General features: G+C 42.4%; 20 protein-coding genes and 2 pseudogenes. 16 read left to right on the top strand and 6 right to left on the bottom strand.

The genetic code is table 11. From position 1 onward, the window contains the following. Positions 1-116: 116 nt before the first annotated feature. Positions 117-590 carry a transcription elongation factor GreB gene (gene greB, locus OO184_RS01830; protein WP_265377731.1) on the bottom strand — a complete coding sequence of 158 codons (474 nt, stop codon included), beginning with the start codon at positions 588-590 and terminating at the stop codon, positions 117-119. 925 nt (positions 591-1,515) lie between these two features. Here greB and ompR point away from each other — a divergent pair. From ompR to OO184_RS01775, 11 genes are all read left to right on the top strand, one after another. Then, positions 1,516-2,235 (top strand): osmolarity response regulator transcription factor OmpR, encoded by a 720-nt coding sequence (ompR, locus tag OO184_RS01825; protein ID WP_088374720.1) that lies wholly within the window; start codon positions 1,516-1,518, stop codon positions 2,233-2,235. Next, complete coding sequence (gene envZ / locus OO184_RS01820) at positions 2,232-3,563, top strand: two-component system sensor histidine kinase EnvZ (RefSeq protein ID WP_265377730.1); 1,332 nt, start codon at positions 2,232-2,234, stop codon at positions 3,561-3,563. The genes ompR and envZ overlap by 4 nt, the downstream gene beginning before the upstream one ends. 215 nt (positions 3,564-3,778) lie before the next feature. Beyond that, complete coding sequence (gene pstS / locus OO184_RS01815) at positions 3,779-4,819, top strand: phosphate ABC transporter substrate-binding protein PstS (protein WP_265377729.1); 1,041 nt, start codon at positions 3,779-3,781, stop codon at positions 4,817-4,819. Between the two features lie 148 nt (positions 4,820-4,967). Continuing rightward, complete coding sequence (gene pstC / locus OO184_RS01810) at positions 4,968-5,924, top strand: phosphate ABC transporter permease PstC (RefSeq protein ID WP_265377825.1); 957 nt, start codon at positions 4,968-4,970, stop codon at positions 5,922-5,924. A gap of 1 nt (position 5,925) precedes the next feature. Then, positions 5,926-6,810 carry a phosphate ABC transporter permease PstA gene (gene pstA, locus OO184_RS01805; protein WP_265377728.1) on the top strand — a complete coding sequence of 295 codons (885 nt, stop codon included), beginning with the start codon at positions 5,926-5,928 and terminating at the stop codon, positions 6,808-6,810. A gap of 26 nt (positions 6,811-6,836) precedes the next feature. After that, on the top strand, positions 6,837-7,613 hold the full coding sequence (gene pstB / locus OO184_RS01800; protein WP_265377727.1) for a phosphate ABC transporter ATP-binding protein PstB: 777 nt from the start codon (positions 6,837-6,839) through the stop codon (positions 7,611-7,613). A gap of 14 nt (positions 7,614-7,627) precedes the next feature. Beyond that, positions 7,628-8,347, top strand: a complete 720-nt coding sequence (gene phoU, locus OO184_RS01795; protein WP_265377726.1) for a phosphate signaling complex protein PhoU — start codon at positions 7,628-7,630, stop codon at positions 8,345-8,347. A 292-nt stretch (positions 8,348-8,639) separates the two neighbouring features. Further along, the gene (locus OO184_RS01790) at positions 8,640-9,476 is read left to right on the top strand and encodes an ABC transporter substrate-binding protein (RefSeq protein ID WP_265377725.1); all 837 of its coding nucleotides are present in this window, start codon (positions 8,640-8,642) and stop codon (positions 9,474-9,476) included. A 79-nt stretch (positions 9,477-9,555) separates the two neighbouring features. Next, positions 9,556-10,293, top strand: a complete 738-nt coding sequence (locus OO184_RS01785; protein ID WP_265377724.1) for an amino acid ABC transporter permease — start codon at positions 9,556-9,558, stop codon at positions 10,291-10,293. A gap of 1 nt (position 10,294) precedes the next feature. After that, positions 10,295-11,038 (top strand): amino acid ABC transporter permease, encoded by a 744-nt coding sequence (locus OO184_RS01780; protein WP_265377723.1) that lies wholly within the window; start codon positions 10,295-10,297, stop codon positions 11,036-11,038. Between the two features lie 305 nt (positions 11,039-11,343). After that, positions 11,344-12,681, top strand: a complete 1,338-nt coding sequence (locus OO184_RS01775; protein WP_265377722.1) for an NCS2 family permease — start codon at positions 11,344-11,346, stop codon at positions 12,679-12,681. A gap of 56 nt (positions 12,682-12,737) precedes the next feature. On the opposite strand, the gene OO184_RS01770 is transcribed toward OO184_RS01775, so the two are convergent. Continuing rightward, positions 12,738-14,201 carry an ArnT family glycosyltransferase gene (locus OO184_RS01770; RefSeq protein ID WP_265377721.1) on the bottom strand — a complete coding sequence of 488 codons (1,464 nt, stop codon included), beginning with the start codon at positions 14,199-14,201 and terminating at the stop codon, positions 12,738-12,740. Positions 14,202-14,393: 192 nt separating this feature from the next. Here OO184_RS01770 and yihI point away from each other — a divergent pair, with 192 nt between their 5' ends. The 5 genes and pseudogenes from yihI to OO184_RS25140 form a co-directional block, all read left to right on the top strand. Beyond that, positions 14,394-14,903 (top strand): Der GTPase-activating protein YihI, encoded by a 510-nt coding sequence (gene yihI / locus OO184_RS01765; protein WP_265377720.1) that lies wholly within the window; start codon positions 14,394-14,396, stop codon positions 14,901-14,903. A 193-nt stretch (positions 14,904-15,096) separates the two neighbouring features. Continuing rightward, positions 15,097-16,470 (top strand): oxygen-independent coproporphyrinogen III oxidase, encoded by a 1,374-nt coding sequence (gene hemN / locus OO184_RS01760; protein WP_265377719.1) that lies wholly within the window; start codon positions 15,097-15,099, stop codon positions 16,468-16,470. Positions 16,471-17,000: 530 nt separating this feature from the next. After that, complete coding sequence (locus OO184_RS01755; RefSeq protein WP_049583996.1) at positions 17,001-17,480, top strand: Hcp family type VI secretion system effector; 480 nt, start codon at positions 17,001-17,003, stop codon at positions 17,478-17,480. A gap of 108 nt (positions 17,481-17,588) precedes the next feature. After that, positions 17,589-17,729: pseudogene (locus OO184_RS01750) on the top strand (IS5/IS1182 family transposase); the annotation flags it as partial. Positions 17,730-17,731: 2 nt separating this feature from the next. Next, positions 17,732-17,915: pseudogene (locus OO184_RS25140) on the top strand (IS5/IS1182 family transposase); the annotation flags it as partial. 232 nt (positions 17,916-18,147) lie between these two features. Here the strand turns inward: OO184_RS25140 and OO184_RS01745 are convergent. The 4 genes from OO184_RS01745 to glnG all read right to left on the bottom strand — a co-directional run bounded on the left by OO184_RS01745 (position 18,148) and on the right by glnG (position 22,179). Further along, a complete protein-coding gene (locus tag OO184_RS01745; protein ID WP_049583998.1) occupies positions 18,148-18,372 on the bottom strand; it encodes a hypothetical protein in 225 nt (74 codons plus the stop codon). Positions 18,373-18,380: 8 nt separating this feature from the next. Then, entirely contained in the window at positions 18,381-19,133 is a 753-nt protein-coding gene (locus OO184_RS01740; protein WP_049583999.1) for a hypothetical protein, read from the bottom strand. Between the two features lie 523 nt (positions 19,134-19,656). After that, positions 19,657-19,977 (bottom strand): hypothetical protein, encoded by a 321-nt coding sequence (locus OO184_RS01735; protein ID WP_265377718.1) that lies wholly within the window; start codon positions 19,975-19,977, stop codon positions 19,657-19,659. 747 nt (positions 19,978-20,724) lie between these two features. Further along, positions 20,725-22,179: a nitrogen regulation protein NR(I) gene (glnG, locus tag OO184_RS01730; protein ID WP_265377717.1), complete on the bottom strand. Its 1,455-nt coding sequence runs from the start codon at positions 22,177-22,179 to the stop codon at positions 20,725-20,727. Between the last annotated feature and the right edge of the window lie 8 nt (positions 22,180-22,187).

Genomic DNA, 22,187 nt, shown 5'->3' with positions numbered 1-22,187 from the left:
CGTATATATACACGAATTATAGTTCTGAATGTCGGTTTTTTCTGCTTGTTATGCTTATTAATTCATTCGGTTGTTGTTCTTCGATATATCGCTAATTTGTCGAAAGAGTATACAAACTATTCCACATATTCGATCTCGTTCACGTACCACAGCATTTTTCCTGTTGGTGTATGAACGATTGCACTGTCGCCAACTTCTTTCTTCAATAAAGCCCGAGCCATTGGAGAGTCGATTGATATGTAATCTTTGCGACCAAAAATTTCGTCGTATCCAACAATACGAAAGCGTTTAATCTCACCTTGATCATTTTCGATCTCTACCCATGCCCCAAAGAATACTCGCCCATCTTGTTGGGGGGAATAATCAACACATCGCAATTCTTCTAAGCTCTTGGTTAGATATCGAACTCTCCGATCAATCTCCCGCAGCCTCTTCTTGTTATATTGATAATCTGCGTTTTCACTTCGGTCACCGAGACTTGCTGCCCAAGTCACTTTTTTAGTCACTTCTGGACGCTCCTCACGCCAGAGATAATCCAGTTCTTCCTTTAATTTGTTGTAGCCTTCACGGGTTATCAGTTTAGTTTTCATTTTAGCTTAATGTAGATACTGTAGTTAACCTCATAAATATAAAACAGTCCATTTTGGGAGATGTCAAATTAAGACTCGGTTTTTAGTCATTAATCGATAGATCCCGGCTGGTTTGCAAGATTAGCGTATTAATTACATTCAGATCGTCATTGGTTGAGTAAATTTATCACTGTTGATGGATTGAATCGCCGCGTGGCAAGCGAATACGATATGCTCCCACTGCGGTGAGCACGGGTGTTAAAGCGAGAGATAATATGGTTAACAGAGGGTTTCGAGTTAGCATTATCGGTAACAAGATTGCTTTACCTGTCTGCTCATTATGATATTTGGCTCTAATATTTATAATGTTCATCATATAATTTATGGTTCTGTGTACTGAATAGTATGTATGCTGTGAATCTTACTGGTGATGAAACAGGCCATTAAGGTTTAAGTGAAGAAAAAACAAGCGAAATTGTTTACTATAGTAAGGAAAGGTGACGAAAACTCGATCGTTGAGTGATTTTCTTGTCCAAACGTCGGTGAGCTGAACATTATCGATCCAGATCCTCGTTAGTCAGGAAAAACCGAAAGCCGTGGCGTAGGTCAGAAGATAATATGCAGCCAAAGGCATTTTTCGTTTAGTCTGCCTGATGAATTTAATCCAGCTAATAAATGGATTTCTACCGATTTGCCGGTAGTCAGGGCGCTAATTGATAGGTTGGCGGATGGCGAAATAGCGGTAGAAATTCGATAGTTGACAGTGAATTACTGCGTTCTCATTGTCAGTAATAAACCACTAAATTAATCATTCGAATTAATAACAGTGGAAATAAGTCCTATTAGGAATAGTCTCAAAATACAGATATCTGGTTTCTATCTTTGGGTTAATCTCTTTCAAAATGATAAATTTATCAAAGCATGTAGTGTTTTTTGGAGTTTGATAATGCAAGTAGATAACAAGATCCTTGTGGTGGATGATGACATGCGTTTACGAACGTTATTAGAGCGTTATCTGACAGAACAAGGTTTTCAGGTACGTAGTGCCGCTAATGCGGAGCAGATGGACCGTTTACTGACACGGGAATCTGTTAGCTTAATCGTATTGGATTTAATGTTACCGGGAGAGGATGGGCTGTCTGTTTGCCAAAGGCTGAGAAACCAAAGTAATCCGGTGCCGATTATTATGGTGACGGCGAGAGGAGAAGAGGTCGATCGTATTGTTGGGTTAGAAATTGGCGCTGATGATTATATTCCGAAGCCATTTAATCCTCGTGAGTTATTGGCGCGTATCCGAGCGGTATTACGTCGTCAGGCGAATAAGTTATTGGGCCTGCCGGCTGAGGATGATGCGATTATTAATTTTGGTAAGTTTAGCCTCAATTTGAGTACGCGGGAAATGTTTCACGGAGATGAACATATTCAATTAACCAGTGGAGAATTTGCTGTATTGAAAGTACTGGTTTCTTATCCTGGCGTGCCACTGTCTCGTAATAAGCTGATGAATTTAGCGCGTGGCCGGGAATATAGCACGATGAAGCGATCTATTGATGTCTTGGTTTCGCGTCTGCGCCGTGTAATTGAAGAAGATCCTACCCATCCTCGCTATATCCAGACTATCTGGGGTCTGGGTTATGTCTTTGTGCCTGACGGAATTCGTGTATGAAATTATTGCGATTCTCCCCTCGCAGCACATTTACCCATACTTTATTCCTGATTATGGCTATGCTGTTTATCAGTCTGGTAACCAGCTACTTGGTTGTTGTGAATTTCGTTATCATGCCAAGCTTGCAGCAGTTCAATAAGGTATTAGCGTATGAAGTTCGTACCCTAATGGCTGAAAAGTTAAAGCTAGAGGATGGCTCTTTTCTGGTGATATCGCCGGTAGTTCGCCGGGAGATTTACCAAGAGTTGGGTATTACGCTCTATTCTGAATCTGACGCGGAGATACAAGGTTTACGTTGGGCCAGACATTATGATTTCTTGAGTGAGAAGATGAGCGAATACCTCGGCGGCAAGGCTGATCTTCGTCTGGAGATAAACACAGATAACCCTATACTTTGGCTTAATTCTTACCTTTCTCCCGATATTTGGGTCAGGGTTCCTCTGACTGAGATCGAACAAAATCAATTTTCTCCTATTTTCCGCTATACACTGGCAATTCTATTACTGGTATTCGGTTGTATCTGGCTTTATATCCGTTTTCAGAACCGGCCTTTACTGGAAATGGAGTATGCAGCCAGGCAAACAGGTAAAGGTATTATGATGCCGGCGGTGCGGGAAGCGGGTTCTCTGGAAGTTCGTGTAGCCATTCGCGCATTTAACCAAATGTCCGCCGGGATAAAGTTATTGGAAAGTGACCGCACGATATTAATTGCTGGCGTAAGCCATGATTTGCGTACTCCGCTGACACGTATCCGATTAGCAACAGAAATGATGAGCAAGGAAGATGCTTATCTGTCTGAATCTATCAATAAAGATATTGAAGAGTGTAACGCGATTATTGAGCAATTCATTGACTATCTCCGTACCGGTCAAGAGATGCCAATGGAATTCTGTGAACTGAACGCTATTCTCAAAGAGGTTATTTCCGCCGAAAATGGCTATGAGCAGGATATTGAAAACCATCTGTCTCTTAACCCAATAACCGTTAACGCCAATCCGATTTCGATTAAACGGGCATTGGCTAATATGTTGGTTAATGCCAATCGTTATGGTAACGGCTGGATTAAAGTGAGTAGTGGTCAGACAAATAAATTTGCCTGGTTTCAGGTAGAAGATAATGGAGCAGGCATTAAGCAGGAAGATTTGCCGCGGTTATTTCAGCCATTCGTTCGTGGAGAAAGAGCGCGTAGCAGCAGTGGAACAGGGTTAGGTCTGGCGATTGTTCAGCGAATTATTGATGCTCATGATGGGAAAATTGAAATGGGTACCAGTCCCAGAGGGGGATTATCTATCCGTGTCTGTATTCCTGTGGTGGAAGATAATTTTTAACGGCTTGATAATCATCTCCTATATTTGATTTTTATGGTGTATGGAGATGACAGTTTTATGTCAGTCTCAGGTTAAGCGCCCATTGTGCTGTCATAAAAATGTCATAATTAAGACATTTTGCTGTAATTAAATTAACCTATTTTCCCTCCTGCACCTTTTTTGAATTTGACGAATACATTTCTTTATTGATTCTCAATATCCCATTAGGAGGGATTATGAAACTGATGCGTACCACCGTAGCCGGCATAATGGCAGCGACGTTTTCTTTGACAACCTTGTCTGTATTTGCTGCCACTAGCTTAACCGGGGCAGGTGCGACATTTCCCGCACCGGTGTATGCCAAGTGGGCGGATTCTTATCAAAAAGAGACAGGTAATAAAGTCAATTATCAAGGCATCGGTTCTTCCGGCGGCGTAAAACAAATTCTGGCGAATACCGTTGATTTTGGTGCTTCCGATGCTCCTTTATCCGATGAAAAGTTAACTGCTGATGGTTTGTTTCAATTTCCGACAGTCATCGGTGGGGTGGTTCTGGCGGTTAATATCCCGGGGGTTAAAGCCGGTGAATTGACTCTGGATGGTAAAACTTTAGGCGATATTTATTTAGGTAAAGTGAAAAAGTGGAATGATCCAGCGATTACTCAATTGAATCCAGGAGTCAAACTACCGGACCAAGATATTGCTGTGATACGTCGTGCTGACGGTTCCGGTACCTCCTTTGTGTTTACTAGCTACCTCTCTAAAGTGAGTAAAGAGTGGCAAGAAAAAGTTGGCGCAAGTTCCACTGTAAACTGGCCTATTGGTTTAGGCGGTAAAGGTAATGATGGGGTTGCCGCATTTGTTCAGCGTCTGACGGGTTCCATTGGTTATGTTGAATATGCTTACGCGAAACAGAATCATCTGGCTTATACCAAACTGGTATCTGCTAACGGCAATGTGGTTAGCCCGACAGGAGAGAGTTTCAGCGCCGCAGCGAAGAGAGCGGAATGGCATAAAACATTTGCTCAGGATTTGACGAACCAACAAGGTGAAAATGCGTGGCCGATGACCTCCACCACATTTGTTCTGGTTCATAAACAGCAAAAAGATGCCGTGAAAGGGGCAGAAGTATTGAAATTCTTTGACTGGGCTTATGAGAAAGGGAGTAAACAGGCAAACGATCTGGATTATGCAACTTTGCCCAAAGAGGTGATTGAGCAAGTTCGTGCAGCCTGGAAAACCCATGTGAAAGATAGCAATGGTAAGGCCCTGTATTAAGTCGTGTTGATAGTGATTGTTTTGAATATCGACTGTTTTGAATATCGGTTGTTTTAAATATCAATTGTTTTAAATATCGATAAAATTTGTCGTTTTAATTTCTCCCTCCATTTAAGGGGGGAGTTAACCCCGAATGAGAATAAGCTCTATGGCCGAACAGAAAACGGCAATGAAAGCACCCAGTAAAAATGGCGATATTATTTTCGGCGCACTGGTTAGACTAGCTGCGCTGATAACTTTATTTTTGTTAGGAGGCATCATTATCTCGCTGATTATTGCCTCCTGGCCGAGTATTCAGCAGTTCGGCGTCTCTTTTCTTTGGCAGAAAGAGTGGGATGCTCCGGCAGAGCAATTTGGCGCCTTGATACCGATTTACGGTACGTTGGTGACTTCGCTGATTGCGTTGATTATCGCAGTGCCTGTCAGTTTTGGGATTGCCCTGTTCCTAACGGAACTCGCGCCTAACTGGCTGAAACGTCCGCTTGGTATCGCCATTGAATTATTGGCTGCCATCCCAAGTATTGTGTATGGCATGTGGGGGTTGTTTGTTTTTGCGCCGTTATTTGCCGCCTATTTCCAGCAGCCTGTCGGCAATCTCCTCGCCAGTATGCCGATTGTGGGCGAATTGTTCTCCGGCCCTGCCTTTGGTATCGGTATTCTGGCAGCGGGTGTCATTCTCGCTATCATGATTATTCCTTACATCGCCTCGGTTATGCGTGACGTCTTCGAACAAACGCCGGTGATGATGAAAGAATCCGCTTATGGTATCGGCTGTACTACCTGGGAAGTTATCTGGCACATCGTGTTGCCTTACACCCGAAATGGGGTGATTGGCGGTGTCATGTTGGGCCTTGGTCGTGCGTTGGGGGAAACGATGGCGGTGACTTTTATCATCGGCAACACCTACCAGATCGACAGCTTTTCACTGTTTATGCCTGGCAACAGTATCACTTCTGCGCTGGCGAACGAGTTCGCGGAAGCAGAATCTGGCTTGCATACCGCATCATTGATGGAGCTTGGCCTGATTCTATTTGTGATCACCTTCATTGTGCTGGCGCTATCAAAATTGATGATTATGCGTCTGGCGAAGAATGAGGGGCGCTGATATGTCAACCATAGACAGACAAAAGCCTATTGATGCCGATGCACGTAGCCGTAAACAGGCATGGCGCCGTCAAAAAAATCGTTTCGCCCTGCTGTTATCAATGACAACCATGCTATTTGGTTTGTTCTGGCTGGTGTGGATTCTGTTTTCCACCGTCACCAAAGGTTTTGACGGCATGTCATTGGCGCTGTTCACCGAAATGACGCCGCCGCCGAATACGGAAGGTGGCGGTTTGGCAAATGCCATTGTGGGCAGTGGATTACTGATCTTGTGGGCGACGGTTATCGGTACGCCGCTGGGGATCATGGCGGGTATCTATTTGGCAGAGTATGGCCGCCGTTCATGGCTGGCGGAGGCAATCCGCTTTATAAACGACATCTTGCTGTCAGCCCCTTCTATTGTTGTCGGCTTGTTTGTTTACACTGTCGTTGTAACGAAAATGCAGCACTTTTCCGGTTGGGCGGGGGTGATTGCTTTGGCATTGTTACAAGTGCCGATTGTGATCAGAACCACGGAAAACATGTTGAAACTGGTTCCTGATAGCCTGCGCGAAGCCGCTTATGCTTTAGGCACACCGAAATGGAAGATGATTTCAGCCATTACGCTGAAAGCATCGGTATCCGGCATTATCACCGGTGTACTGCTGGCCATTGCCCGCATTGCCGGAGAGACGGCGCCGTTGCTGTTCACCTCGCTTTCCAATCAGTTCTGGAGTACCGATTTGAGTCAGCCAATTGCTAACTTACCGGTCACCATCTTTAAATTTGCCATGAGTCCATTCTCTGAATGGCAGCAACTGGCGTGGGCAGGCGTATTATTGATAACCCTATGTGTATTGCTGATTAACATTGTGGCGCGTGTGCTGTTTGCCAAGAAAAAGCACTGACTGATATTTTCAACAGAGAGAAGTAAATGAGCAGAGTTAATGATATCGCTAGCAGCAAAATTCAGGTCCACAATCTGAACTTTTACTATGGCAAATTTCACGCGCTGAAAAACATAACGTTGAATATTGCAAAGAATAAAGTCACCGCTTTCATCGGTCCGTCGGGTTGCGGTAAGTCTACGTTGTTACGAACTTTCAACAAAATGTATGAACTGTATGGCGAACAGCGGGCAGAAGGCGAAATTTTGCTGGATGGCAATAATATCCTGATGGATAAACAAGATGTGGCGCTATTGCGGGCCAAAGTGGGCATGGTATTCCAGAAACCAACGCCATTTCCGATGTCTATTTACGACAATATCGCGTTTGGTGTCCGTCTGTTTGAAAAACTCTCCAGAGCGGAGATGGATGAACGTGTTCAGTGGGCTTTGACGAAAGCGGCATTGTGGACTGAAACCCGGGATAAACTGCATCAGAGCGGATACAGCCTGTCTGGCGGGCAACAGCAACGTTTGTGCATTGCCCGTGGCATTGCGATCCGCCCAGAAGTTTTACTGTTGGATGAACCTTGCTCAGCTCTTGACCCGATTTCTACCGGTCGTATTGAAGAGTTGATCAGCGAATTGAAATCGGAATATACCGTGGTAATTGTGACTCATAATATGCAACAGGCCGCGCGTTGTTCAGACCACACTGCGTTTATGTACCTTGGTGAATTGATTGAATTCAGTGATACAGACACATTGTTTACCACACCAAAAATGAAACAAACGGAAGACTATATTACTGGTCGTTATGGTTGATTACGGGGCGTAACATGGACAATCTGAATCTCAATAAACATATTTCTGGTCAGTTTAACTCTGAACTGGCCTATATCCGGACTGAACTGATGGCGATGGGTGGGCTGGTGGAGGAGCAACTCACCAAAGCGATTACCGCAATGCATAATCAGGATGCCGCATTGGCGCGTGAAGTGATTGAGGATGACCATAAGGTCAATATGATGGAAGTGGCTATTGATGAAGCGTGTGTTCGCATTATTGCTAAGCGCCAGCCAACGGCCAGTGATCTGCGGCTGATTATGTCGATTTCAAAAACCATTGCTGAACTGGAAAGAATTGGTGATGTGGCAAATAAAATTTGCCAGACGGCACTTGAGAAATTCTCACATCAGCATCAACCCCTGTTGGTTAGTTTGGAATCCCTTGGCCGTCATACCATCCAGATGCTGCATGATGTTTTAGATGCTTTTGCCCGCATGGATCTGGAAGAAGCGATTCGTATCTATCATGAAGATAAAAAGGTGGATAAAGAGTATGAAGGCATTGTCCGCCAGTTAATGACTTATATGATGGAAGATCCTCGAACCATCCCAAGTGTCCTGACCGTCCTGCTTTGCGCCCGTTCTATTGAACGCATTGGCGATCGTTGTCAAAACATCTGTGAATTCATTTTTTACTATGTTAAAGGGCAGGATTTCCGGCATGTAGGTGGTGATGAATTAGAAAAATTGTTGACGAAAGATAACGAATAGTTCACTGACCATTTGGTCAATAATCTGAATGCTGGTATTTTTACCGGCATTTTTTTTGCCTTATATACCTATGGATTTCAAGATGCATCGCGACGGCAAGGGAACGAATCCCCGGGAGCATAGCGAACTATGTGACTGGGGTGAGTGAGCGTAGCCAACAAAGAGGCAACTTGAAAGATAACGGGTATAATTGCCGATAGTTATAAATATAGTTATTTATATTATTTCATGCACTATAGTGAAATTGATAGCTTGTGATTAATAAAGAATTAATTATTGTCAGGAGAGTTTAATGAAATCTCGCGTTCTTATTACGGCTTTATTAGCCGGGTTAACACTGGTTACGGGTGCTGCAAAGGCGGATAAACTGGATGATATTAAAAAAGCCGGCGCAGTGCGGATTGCCGTTTTCGACAGTAATCCACCGTTTGGTTTTATTGACCCGCAAACTAAAAAACTGGCGGGTTATGATGTAGATATCGCAAATGCGATTGCAAATGACTTGGGTGTTAAATTGGAACTGCGTCCGACTAACCCGGCGAACCGTTTACCTCTGTTGGCATCAAAGAAAGTTGACTTGATTGCCGCCAACTTTACCGTCACTAATGAGCGCGCTAAACAGGTTCATTTTTCAATCCCTTACTTTGCCACTGGGCAAAAATTTATTGCCCGCAAAGGTGTTTTAAAATCGCCCGAAGATATTAAAAACTTACGTATTGGTGCTGATAAAGGCACCGTACAGGAAATTACACTACGTGAGCATTATCCGACAGCCAAAGTGATCTCTTATGACGACACACCTCTGGCTTTTGCTGCGCTACGTAACGGTAATGTGCAAGCCATCACGCAGGATGATGCCAAGTTAGTCGGTCTGTTGGCGAATGTACCGGAAGCCCAAAAAGCTGAGTTTGAGATCTCTCCTTTTAGCATCACCCGTGAATATCAGGCAGTGGCTGCGGCGAAAGGACAAGAGCGCTTGGTTGAGGCGGTAAACCAAACTTTGCTGAAACTGGAAAAAGAGGGTGAAGCAGCGGAAATTTATAACCGTTGGTTTGGCCCGGAAACCAAGTCCGCCCAACCGCGAGGTGACTTTAAATTTGCGCCTTTGGAGCAGCAAACAGAGTCCTAATAAGTGATAAATCCTTGGTAATTAGCCTCGCCTGTTGTTGCGGGGCTTTGTCATTGGTAATACCTGGTAATCGTAAGATATGTTTGAGTTATTTGTTACAGAACAGTTGCTTGCTCCCCAATATTTGGGGTGGCTTTGGCAAGGTTTCCTGATTACGTTGTGGATATCCGCTTGTACCGTTGTAGCTTCCACCTTATTAGGGTTTGTACTGGCGGCTGCCCGTGACAGCCAATTGAAAATTCTCCGTTGGACGGTAACCGCTTACACCACGCTATTTCGCAATACGCCTTTGCTGGTGCAACTGTTTTTCTGGTATTTCGCCTCAGGGCAAATACTGCCGCAAGAAGTGATGCTTTGGCTGAACACGCCCCATGAAATCGATCTGTTAGGTCTACCGTTGGCTTGGCCTTCATTCGAATTCCTGGCTGGATTTATTGGTTTAACCCTCTATTCAGCACCATTTGTGGCGGAAGAGCTACGCGCTGGTATTCAGGGTGTAGGGCGCGGGCAAAAATACGCCGCTCATGCACTGGGACTCACTGGCTGGCAGGCAATGCGTTATGTGGTATTGCCACAAGCGTTGAAAATCGCAACGCCGCCATTGCTAGGACAATATATGAATATTGTGAAAAACTCGTCACTGACAATGGCAATTGGCGTGGCTGAGTTGTCATATGCTTCCCGTCAAGTAGAAACCGAAACATTGAAAACGTTTGAAGCATTCGGTGTTGCAACGGTGCTGTATATCGCCACCATTGCCGTCATGGAAGGTTGGGGGCAATGGCGTCAACAACAAGCTATAACGAGAGGACATTAAAATGGATTTTTCAGTCATTGCAGAAAACTGGCGCTATCTACTGTTAGGTACATTTCCTGATGGTCCTCTTGAAGGGGCGGCGTTGACGTTGATGATTAGCCTGATAGCCGGGGCGATTTCTATTGTATTAGGTACGGTCGCAGGTATTGCTTTGGCAATGCTGAAAGGCTTCTGGGTTAACCTGTTAGCCGCAGTATTGGGCTTTTTCCGGGCAATTCCCGTCATCATGCTGATTTTCTGGACTTACTTCCTATTGCCAGTAATGCTTGGTATGGAAATTCCAGAAATTACTACGGTGGTTTGCGCTCTGGCGTTGATCACATCGGCTTACTTGGCTCATGGAGTGAAAGCGGGGATTATTGCGATTGGCGCCGGTCAGTGGCAAGCAGGATTATCGTTAGGTTTTAACCGTTGGCAGGTACTTTGGTACATTGTTTTGCCGCAAGCGTTGCGTATGATGGTACCTTCCTTTATTAATCAGTGGATTGCGCTGATAAAAGATACCTCTCTGGCTTATATCGTTGGCGTGGCGGAACTGTCATTTCTGGCAACTCAGGTTAATAATCGCAGCATGGTTTACCCGACAGAAGTCTTTTTATTTGTCGCGTTAATTTATTTCGTGATGTGTTTGGCACTGGAATTGACAGCAAACTATCTTGTTCGCCGCTTCGCTCTACAACGTAGAAAAATATCGCTTTTCCGTTTCTGGCGGAAAGAAAAATTAGTGTTGGTGCCCCAATATTAGTTTTTCTTTTTACTTAATTATCTAAGGCATAATCTCTCTATTTTAACAATAGGGAGATTATTAATATTAATTTAAATCAGCAACTTTATAAGAATAACGACAGAATATTAAAATAACAGAATAAATAATCTTTTTAGATAATATGGCAGTAATTAGCCTGAAAAATAAGTAAAATATTACAATAATGCTGGTCTTTATTCTTACTTGCTATATTTCTATTCTCTGTATTCTGTATTCTGTATTCTGTATTCTGTTTGTTATACGATAAGTCGAAAATTTCGCAATTTTTTTGGAACAAATAACTCATGAATATATCGATTCCCGGCACTGAAAATGCTCAGGGTTTGCTTGAACGTGTGTTTAAATTACAGGAACACCAGACGACGGTTCGAACGGAGATAACTGCCGGGCTGACCACTTTTTTGACGATGGTTTACATTGTCTTTGTTAACCCGCAAATTTTGTCGGTTGCGGGTATGGATATCAAAGCGGTGTTTGTGACCACTTGCCTGATTGCGGCGTTAGGCAGTATTATGATGGGGCTGTTGGCAAACCTACCGGTTGCAGCCGCGCCTGCAATGGGGCTAAATGCATTCTTTGCTTTCGTCGTTGTTGGCGCAATGGGCATCTCATGGCAAGTTGCTATGGGGGCTATTTTCTGGGGATCGGTTGGTTTCCTAATATTGACAATTTTTCGGGTTCGTTACTGGATGATTGCAAATATTCCGCTGAGTTTGCGGCTGGGGATTACCAGTGGTATTGGCCTGTTTATCGCCATGATGGGGCTGAAAAATTCCGGCATTATCGTACCTAATCCAGACACCATTGTTACTGTTGGTAACTTCGCTTCCCATAATGTCTTACTCGGTGCTTTGGGTTTTTTCATTATCGCGATTTTGGCGGCCCGTAATATTCATGCGGCAGTGCTGATTTCTATTGTTATCACCACAGTAATGGGTTTGATATTAGGGGATGTGCAATATAACGGGATATTTGATTTACCTCCCAGTGTAATGACGGTGGTTGGTCAGGTTGATGTTGTTGGGGCGTTGGATATTGGTCTGGTAGGGATCATCTTCTCTTTCATGCTGGTTAACTTGTTCGATTCTTCCGGTACGTTGATTGGTGTGACAGATAAAGCCGGCATGGTGGATAGTGAGGGGAAATTCCCACGCATGAAACAGGCTCTGTATGTGGACAGCCTGAGTTCGGTTACTGGTGCGTATATTGGCACTTCTTCCGTTACGGCATTTATTGAAAGTTCCTCCGGTGTCTCAGTCGGTGGTCGTACTGGCTTGACCGCGGTAGTGGTAGGAATTTTATTCTTGTTGGCAATTTTTATTTCACCGTTAGTAGGCATGGTTCCAGCTTATGCTACGGCGGGAGCCTTGATTTATGTTGGCGTACTAATGACCTCTAGTCTCACAAAGGTAGCATGGAATGACCTAACCGAATCGGTTCCGGCATTTATTACTGCTGTGATGATGCCATTTAGTTTTTCAATTACGGAAGGCATTGCCCTTGGTTTTATCGCTTATTGCGCCATGAAAACTGGGACTGGCCGCTGGCGTGAAATCAGTCCTTGTGTGGTGGTGGTGACATTGTTGTTTGTGCTGAAAATAGTATTTGTCGATACGCATTAATGCGTATGAAAAGTTGAAAGCCGGTTAAATTGGCTTTCAACTTGCAGAGAAAGCGACTACTGATATTTCTCCGGCGGCACAAAACCTATACAGACCAATATTGGCTTAGTTTCAGGTTCAGGCTGGAAAAGAAACTCATCAGTGCTCTCTATTTTCAGGGTTGGCCAGTATTGCAAAACACTGTGAAAATCTTCCTGTTCACAAGTTTTACCCTTTTCGCCCACCAGAATAGCGCCGTCACGCACAATATCGCTTGCTTTAACATGGCGGTTGTAGATATTGGGCGCCTGCTCTCCCGGTATCCAAGGCTGGATTGTCTCTGGCTGACTTGGGGCGTAGACAGTCAGCCACTGATGCAAATATTCACCTCCGACATAATGGAGCGGAGTTGGATAGAGTTGATGCCAGCGTTGTTCCAGTTGCCAGGAAAAGTCTTTGATGCCTTCGAATTTATGGCCTGCGCCGCGAATATTGGCCGCCATAATCAGTACATATCCCATCAAAATCAATACTGCGACGACAATCAGCCCTCTCAGGGTATTGCGTAATGATTTCTGTGGAAAACGGGTAATAGAACCAACCAACAGCGCTGATGAAACAGACATAAAGGGGTGCAGCCATTCTGTCATTCTTCCGCCTTTATTGAATGAGAACCAGCAGTAGATAATCAGTAATGGCAGTAAAATAATAATGTTTACCAGCCGGTTTGGTTGCTCCTTCGGCCAGCTAATACGGCCGCCAAGCTGATAAATAATAATGCCAACGATAATCAGCGGATAAAATACTGATAATAGCGATCGAGTTGTGTGCAGATTAAACCCGTTATCTATTTGTGAATCTACCCATTTGAAGGCGGCAAAATCATTGTGCCACAGCCACCAGAAGTTAGGCAGGACCAGCATAAACCAGATAACCAAGGCGATATAGAGCGCGGGTTGGCGGTAACACTGGCGAGCTTTAGGTACAAACAGGGTCAACAGAAAAACCGAGCCAACCAATGCTAATGTGGAGTATTTTCCCATTGTTGCCAACCCGGAACTGAGAGCAAATGCCAGCCACCAGCAGGGATTGTCATACACTGCGCGCAGAAAGAACAGCATAATCCACGGCCAGAGCATAATTAGCAGATAATTATCGTTGTAAGGGATAATATCGAAGTTAATAATACCAGATAGGTTCAATGTTAGCATGGCGAGCCATGCCAGCTCTTTTTTCCCTGTCAGCCGGAAGGCCAGATGCCATACACCGAGCATGCTAATCGCGACAGCAATAAAGTGAATGAAATACCAGTAAAAACTCAATGAAATACCGCTTATATGGATAGCAGGCAGCATCATTGCACCAACTAACCACGGATTTTTAGGTGAACCCCATTCGCCGTTTTTCCCCCAGTTCAATGCTTCGACGGCATCATAAGGCACGGTTGGGTCAAATGAATAACTCACTATCACCCATAACAAAGCATAACCAACTACCCACAAGTAAACGGATTTATAGCAAGAAGTATCAAAAATAGACATATCGATTGATCATTTATTGAGAGCTAAGAGTAATAGCATATTCGTTGATGATTAAACCATGCATGAATGATAAGAGATTTTGGCTATATTTATTAAAAGGTAAAGAATTATTCGCGGCGCTTTTCTATACGTGCGGTTTCTGCTAGATTCCGGCGCAGCAATACCCTGATAAACCAAACTGAGTAACAGGCTATGAACTCGTTAAAGAAAAAAGCACCAGCCAGAGCATCTGCTGGTAAACAGAAAAGAAAAAGCCGCGAAGAACTGAATGCAGAAGGGCGTGCACGTAAGCGTGAGAAAAAGCATAGTGGCAATCCGCCCGGTAACCGCTATCAGGAGCAAGGCGGCGATAAACATCAGTCAGGCAAGCAGCAACGTGATCCACGTCTTGGCAGTAAAGTGCCTGTTCCGCTGATCGTCGGAGAACAACCAACGAAACCTATCGTTGCTAATAAAGTTGAGACAAAACCACGTTTGTCGCCACAGGAAGAATTGGCGATGTTGGAAAACGACGATCGTCTGGATGCATTGCTAGAACGTCTGGAAAATGGCGAAAGTCTGTCTAAAGAAGAGCATAACTATATTGATAGCACGTTGGATAGGATTGACGCTCTGATGGAAACGTTGGGGATTAAACTGGATGAAGAAGAGAGCGAAGAAGAGAAGCAGGATGACATTATGCAACTGCTGAAAGGTAAATAATTTAATCTCTCATGGTCAAAGGCGGGTTTATCCTAATAACCATACTAATAGTATGTTATTTGCTATGGTTATTGGGTAAACTATGGCGATTGTCGCGGCGTAAAACCCGGCTGCGCAGGGTCACAACGACGCAACATATTAAACATGTGAAAGCGTTACGCTTTGATAGGCGAAAACATCGGAAGGAATAAGCATGTCTGATCAAGCCATCGTTTGGGATTTGCCTTTGATCCAAAAATACAATTATTCCGGCCCCCGTTATACTTCATATCCAACGGCGCTGGAATTTAATCAGCAGTATGATAATGCAGCATTTATCCAGGTTGCTGCTCGTTACCCTGAACGACCGCTTTCTCTCTACCTCCATATTCCGTTTTGCCATAAGCTCTGTTATTTCTGTGGTTGTAATAAGCTGGTTACTCGTCAGAAGCATAAAGCGGATGAATATCTGCAATGGCTTGAACGGGAAATTCGTGACCGGGCAAAGTTGTTTTCTGGTCGTAAAGTTAGCCAGATGCACTGGGGCGGTGGTACGCCAACTTATCTTAATAAAAACCAAATCAGTAAATTGACGGGATTGTTGCGCCATCATTTTGATTTTCTGCCGGATGCTGAAATTTCCATTGAAATTGATCCACGCGAAATTGAATTGGATATGATTGATCACCTGCGCGGTGAAGGTTTTAACCGTCTGAGTATGGGCGTGCAGGATTTTAATAAAGAAGTACAGCGTCTGGTTAACCGTGAACAGGATGAGGAATTTATCTTTGCTTTGGTAGCGCGCGCCCGTGAAACGGGTTTTAATTCCACCAGTATTGATCTGATTTATGGCCTGCCGAAACAAACACCAGAAAGCTTCGCTTTCACTCTGGAGCGAGTATTAGCGTTATCACCGGACAGGATGAGTATTTTCAATTATGCTCATTTGCCGAACTTATTTGCTGCTCAACGTAAAATTAAGGAACATGATTTACCGAGTGCTGAGCAAAAGTTGGATATATTGCAAGAAACAATCGCAACGCTGACAAACAATGGTTATCAGTTTATCGGTATGGACCATTTTGCTCGCCCGGATGACGAGTTGGCGGTAGCTCAGCGGGAAGGGAAATTACATCGCAATTTTCAGGGTTATACCACTCAGGAAGAGTGTGACCTGCTGGGCTTGGGTGTTTCTGCTATCAGTATGTTGGGTGATAGTTATTCTCAAAATCAAAAAGAGTTAAAAACCTATTATGCGGAATTAGAAAAACAGGGGCATGCTTTATGGCGTGGTTTAACGTTGTCTCAAGATGATTGTATCCGTCGTGATGTTATTAAAGCGTTAATCTGTAATTTCCGTCTAAATTTTGCCGATATTGAGCAGCAATATGGGCTGAGTTTTACCCGTTATTTCGCGGAAGAGTTGCAATTATTAGCGCCGTTGATTGAAGATGGGCTGGTTGAAGTGAATGAGAAACAGATCTGGGTAACGCCGCGAGGCCGGTTACTGATTCGTAATATCTGTATGTGTTTTGATATTTATTTACGCCAGAAAGTTAGCCAGCGTCAGTTTTCAAGGGTGATTTGATTGTTTCGAGCATGGTTTTTAAATAAAAAGGTTTTAACTTCTTTTAAAATCTTTTTACTTTACATTTGAGTATCCGGTTTCATAGTTTTCACTTTACCTCATTTACCTATATCTATTTAAATAAAAGGGAAATTCCACAAAATTGTAAATAGAGTTCTCCTTGCAAAACATGTTCGAGTGAGCCTTGGAAGAAAACGTCACGTTGTTGAAACAAGTCGATTACTTAAACAATTGCGTGACCGAATCGACAGCGCAGCTCCAACAGTTTGAGAGTTTTTACAAACAGAACAAGCGATAAGGCAGCAGAAGTTAGAGCAACCAGCGCTGAAAAATAAACCTTATCGTAATTATGGGCCGAGTATGTGATTTTAACTGCTCGTGAGCTATGTTTTGGAGGGAAACATAGTTAACTTTTCACTGAAAAAGTCCTTCCAGTATTCATAAGTTTTTTTATATGTTAAGTTACTTTTTTCTTTAGCCCAAATATCGAGTTAACATCATTTGAATAAAAAACTAGGATGGTAATCTTTATGTCATACATGATTTATCTAACATTAAATGGTAAGAAACAAGGCTTAATATCATCTGGATGCTCAACCCTCGATTCTATAGGGAATCGATACCAAAAAGGACATGAAGATCAAATACAGGTACTCAGTCTAAATCACGCAATAACTCGTAACCAGAACGTAAGTCATCATCCCATACAATTTATCAAGCCTATTGATAAATCATCCCCATTGTTAGCTATGGCTATAGATTCTAACGAATCATTGAATGGTGTTTTTATTTTTTATAGGACAAGTCAGACAGGGCAGTCAGAGATTTTTTATGAAGTAAAAATTACAGAAGCAACTATTGTTGATATTTCCTGTACTTATCCAAATTCAATTAATAGTAATGAGTTAATGCCGTATGAGAAAATTTTTCTTAAATATAAATCCATTACATGGAACCATGTAACAGCAGGAACATCAGCCTATAGTATATGGGATGAACGAATTTATTAAAAATTAAAGCTAAGCATATATGCTTAGCCAGATTATTGACAAAGTGCTGGTTTTTTATCCGGCACTTTGTTTTAATTAAGTTCCGTTCACCAAACGGAGCTTGCCGCCATGCTAAAAACACCTCCTCCCGAGACTTTCCCGCCAGAAACGCTCTCACTTGACGAGCTGGTGCCCAAAAATCGTCTGGTCCGTAAAATTGGTGCCGCCATTGATTTCGAATTTATCCGTGAATTAGTCGCCCCGTTGTATTTCGCTTGTCTTTCAATCTTCTCGCGGTAGGGTTGGATGTGAAGTATTTTACGGCCTTGGTTTGTTACATGATGGATCAGTTAGGCCCCACGCTCATCGTCGGTTATTCACCGTCCTAACAAGGAACTGAGCACCTTTCAGAAGAAACATTTTACCTATGACAAACCGCAGGATTGTTATGTCTGCTCGAGCAATAACCCAAAATATCAAGAATATAGCTTTGCTGGTCGCGATGCTTTGTTGTTTTTATCTATGGAGAACGAGCCTGTCAATGCAGGGAAAGCTAAAATAACGCTCTGACGGGTGATTAGACTGGATTAATGAAGAAAATGGGGTAGCATTATGGTTCATAATGAAAGAAACAAACCTCGTTATTTTCAACGAGGTTTGTCAGCGGCTTGGAGCTAAACATATACGCTTAGCTTTTTTTTCTTTCACTTAAATATGTGAGAACAAGAAATAGAACAACAATTACAATACTTCCTATTAAAGATGCAATCCACCATTCATCGGGGAAGAAATACACTGATACAATCCCCCATATAAAAATGGCTACAACGGGCATATTTGACCACAATAATTCTTTAATAAATACATAAAAAAGATTTTTGAACCACCCTTTACTAAATGTTTTATTTTTCATATATAAATTCAATCCCCCATCATATGTGCAAGTACGCGAGCAACTTCTTCTTCGCTGACCTGCTTATTCCTAAATCCTTCTATTAAATAAATTCCTTTTTCTAATTCAGGTTCAACTATAAAATATAACATTTCCAGTTTTTGAAAATACAAAGCCCAATAGAGTTGTGGACATGTTATTTTAAGTCTATTTGCTGATATTGATGCTTTCTCATAATATCCATAAAATTGGGCAATATTTAATAATCCACTTATAAATCGCTTGGCTATGTTTTTCACTATGGTTTTTTTAATTAAATTTAAATATATGGCTTCTGCTATTATAGCTGATACACTTAATTTAATTGATTTACCTATTGTCACTTTAGCGGAAAATTTTAATATTTTTCCATATATTCTTTCTTTCTCCTTTTCTTCATTACCTTTAAATACTTCATCAACATATATTTCTGTTATTCTCGAAATGAATTTTCTTTTATTTTCATTTTTAAGATCCATCAGATTTAATTTCATTCTGTGATCTTCTTCTTTTATCCTTCCGTATACATCTTCATAACCGTCAAAAAAATATGAAAGTTGCCAGAGCTTACGTCTCATACCTAAGCCTATAGTATCTACGACCTCTTCACCTAATTCTATAGTGTCATTTACTGCCTTTTCGAGACTGAGGCCCGCTACACGCTTAGCTTCTTCTATTCTCCAAAGCAAATCATTTTGCCGATCTACCTCTTTCCAGAGGTCATTTTCGATACTAGATTCCATACATAAGCTCCAAATCAATGATTAATTAAATTTTCTTCGAATTTCAGTGTTAATACCCTACCATCAGAGATATGCATATTAACTTCATCTTTATTTGTAGATGATAATAATTGAAAGCAGAATATCATCATTACAGCTAGTTTGTCCTCAGTTATAACTGAGCTATTAACTAGAGCATTATTTATTGCATTAATGTACCTCTGTCATCCATATGCTATCTTAATTAATGAAAATCAATATAACATATTTATATAAAAATAACTATATCAATCAAGTAACAAAAATTCACTAAAAAAGTACAATGTCAGATATTGGTTTCCGTAAAAGAAAATATAAATTCCAAATATTTTGATTTATTCTATAAAAAGTAATTAACATTGTGTAATGAAGTTCCGTTATTCTTTGTATCCAGTTCCAATGTGAGATTGTATTTTTTCTGATAATTACAATACTGAGAAATCGTATGATTTAAGCTTTTATATGAATGTATTGTCTGTCGGGAAAGAAAATTATGGTTGTAGTACTAGTCCGATGTATTATATTTCAGGCTTTTGGTGAGTACGCAATAAACCAAGACAACAATAACCGGCCAAATAAGAATAAGGATTGAAGTCCACAATGACCAATGCCATACATTTACCACCAAAACTAAGCTACATATAAAAATAACAATAATAAGAGGCAAAAACTTAGCAAGTAGAGCAAAAACGTAAAGAGTGGCGATTACAGCGGCCACTTTGGCTGGAATCTTCCACCAGCCAAAATAATCATGAAAAATATAAAAATTAAGCGACAATACTTGCATCATACCAACGAAAAGAGAATAAAACAAAATAATTGCCATAATAATCCGACACCACTTCATCATTTTAAACCAACCCTATAATTACTAGTTTGAATCTAAATCACAACCGGGGTTGTGGTTTTCTTAAATTAAGTTCTCGCTCACTTGGTGAGACAATAACAGTAGTTTGAAATATTGCGTATTTTTTCTGGTTCCTAACTGTTTGTCAGAATACACTCGCATTGCCGCAATATGTTGTTACATTGCCGACTCAATCCAGAGATCCTCTTTGAGGGTTTTTATTGCGCGAGCTACAGACACTCAATATACCCCCGTAGCTTTGGACTAGGTTAAGTAGTTGTATACAACTGCGTTGGTAGTGCGTCACACATTCTCAATTAGGTAATTTCTGAGATTATTGGGTTTCTCCTTATCAAGAAGCGCTATTCTTTCAGATACGTTCTGTTCACTTGGAGGGTGATAGATACTGCTCAATCTTGCCTTTTGTCGATTCTATTATCTCGATTGATCGTAAATTAATCACGTTTGATACTGGTTTTATCAGATATAATACAGACAGTCAATCAGTTATAACGATCCCTAAAAACTTTGCCCTGACGTCGATTTTTTATTCCGACGGCATTAACTGTGCCAGAAATAATAGTGATATTGGCTTTATGTGGGATTATTTCCTTGTCTGAATGAATAGTATAAAGTGTGATCGAGATCGGTTATTTAATCCTGCTAATGGGGAATCTGATATATTAAATCCCGCAAAATGGTTATAGGGCTGGAGATATCATCTCCTTACTCCAACCCAAGTTCTTTTAACTTCCGTGTAATAGTATTGCGTCCCCAACCTAGCAATCGTGCAGCATCTTGTTTATGACCTTTAGTATGCTTAAGTGCACAATCAAGTAAGGTACGCTCCAATAACGGTAATGCTTCAGATAGCAGATCCTGCTGACCGTTTTCCAAGGCGCTTGTTGCCCACAGGGCAAGTAGTTGCGACCAGTTTTCCGGTATTGTATGTGTAGGTGTCGTATTTGCAGATACGGAATTTACAGATGTTGTTGTGCCGGTTTCGGTATGGTGGGGTTCAAATAATTCAGACGGTAAATCCTGTACCAGTACTTCCTGACTTGCGGCCATGACAGTCAGCCAACGGCAGATATTTTCCAACTGGCGAACATTGCCCGGCCAAGGTAAACGCATTAAGGCCATTTCTGCGTCAGGATGGAGAATCTTTGTTTCTACGCCTAACTCTTTGGCAGTCTGTTGTAGGAAATGACGGGTCAGGCGAGGGATATCCTCTACTCTGTCACGTAAGGGCGGTAATTGCATACGAATAACGTTAAGGCGGTGATAGAGATCTTCACGGAATTTGCCTTTCTGTACCAAACGTTCTAGATCCTGATGGGTTGCCGCGATAATCCGTACATCCACTTTCACTGGGGCATAGCCGCCAATTCGGTAGAACTGGCCTTCTGCCAATACCCGTAACAGACGAGTTTGAATGTCCAGAGGCATATCACCAATTTCATCAAGAAATAGTGAACCGCGATTGGCTTGTTCAAACCGGCCATGACGTACCTGATTAGCACCGGTAAAAGCCCCTTTTTCATGACCAAATAATTCTGATTCAATCAAATCTTTAGGTATGGCTGCCATGTTAAGAGCAATAAATGGCTCATTGGCCCGTGGGCTGTGACGGTGCAGCGCATGGGCCACCAGCTCTTTCCCGGTACCGGATTCGCCATTAATCAGGACGCTGATAGAGGAACGGGAGAGGCGGCCGATAATGCGGTAAACATCCTGCATGGCAGGCGCTTCTCCTATCATGTCAGAAACGGGTGTGATGACCTGCGGACTTTTAATTGATTGATTCTGATCGCGGGAGTGGCTAAGTGCTCGTTCCAGCAAGGCAACGGCTTCATCAATATCAAAGGGTTTTGGTAAGTAATCAAAAGCCCCTTGTTGATAAGCACTGACTGCGGCATCCAGATCAGAGTGAGCAGTCATAATGATGACTGGCAGCAACGGGTTGCTCTGTTTGATGTTATTTAGCAGGTTTAGTCCATTCATCCCCGGCATACGGATATCCGAAATCAGTACATCAGGTGTGTTTTGAGCCAAAGCGGTCAGTGCGCTATCCGCATCGGCAAAACTGGTACATTCCATTCCCGCGTTACTTAACGCTCGCTCCAGTACCCAGCGGATTGAACTGTCATCATCGACGATCCAGATTTTTCCCTGTTGCATCGTTATCC

Source organism: Photorhabdus aballayi (assembly GCF_026153155.1).
Lineage (GTDB): Bacteria > Pseudomonadota > Gammaproteobacteria > Enterobacterales > Enterobacteriaceae > Photorhabdus > Photorhabdus luminescens.
Note: the sequence above shows the minus strand (reverse complement) of the source record. Positions and strands in the feature narration are given on the sequence as shown.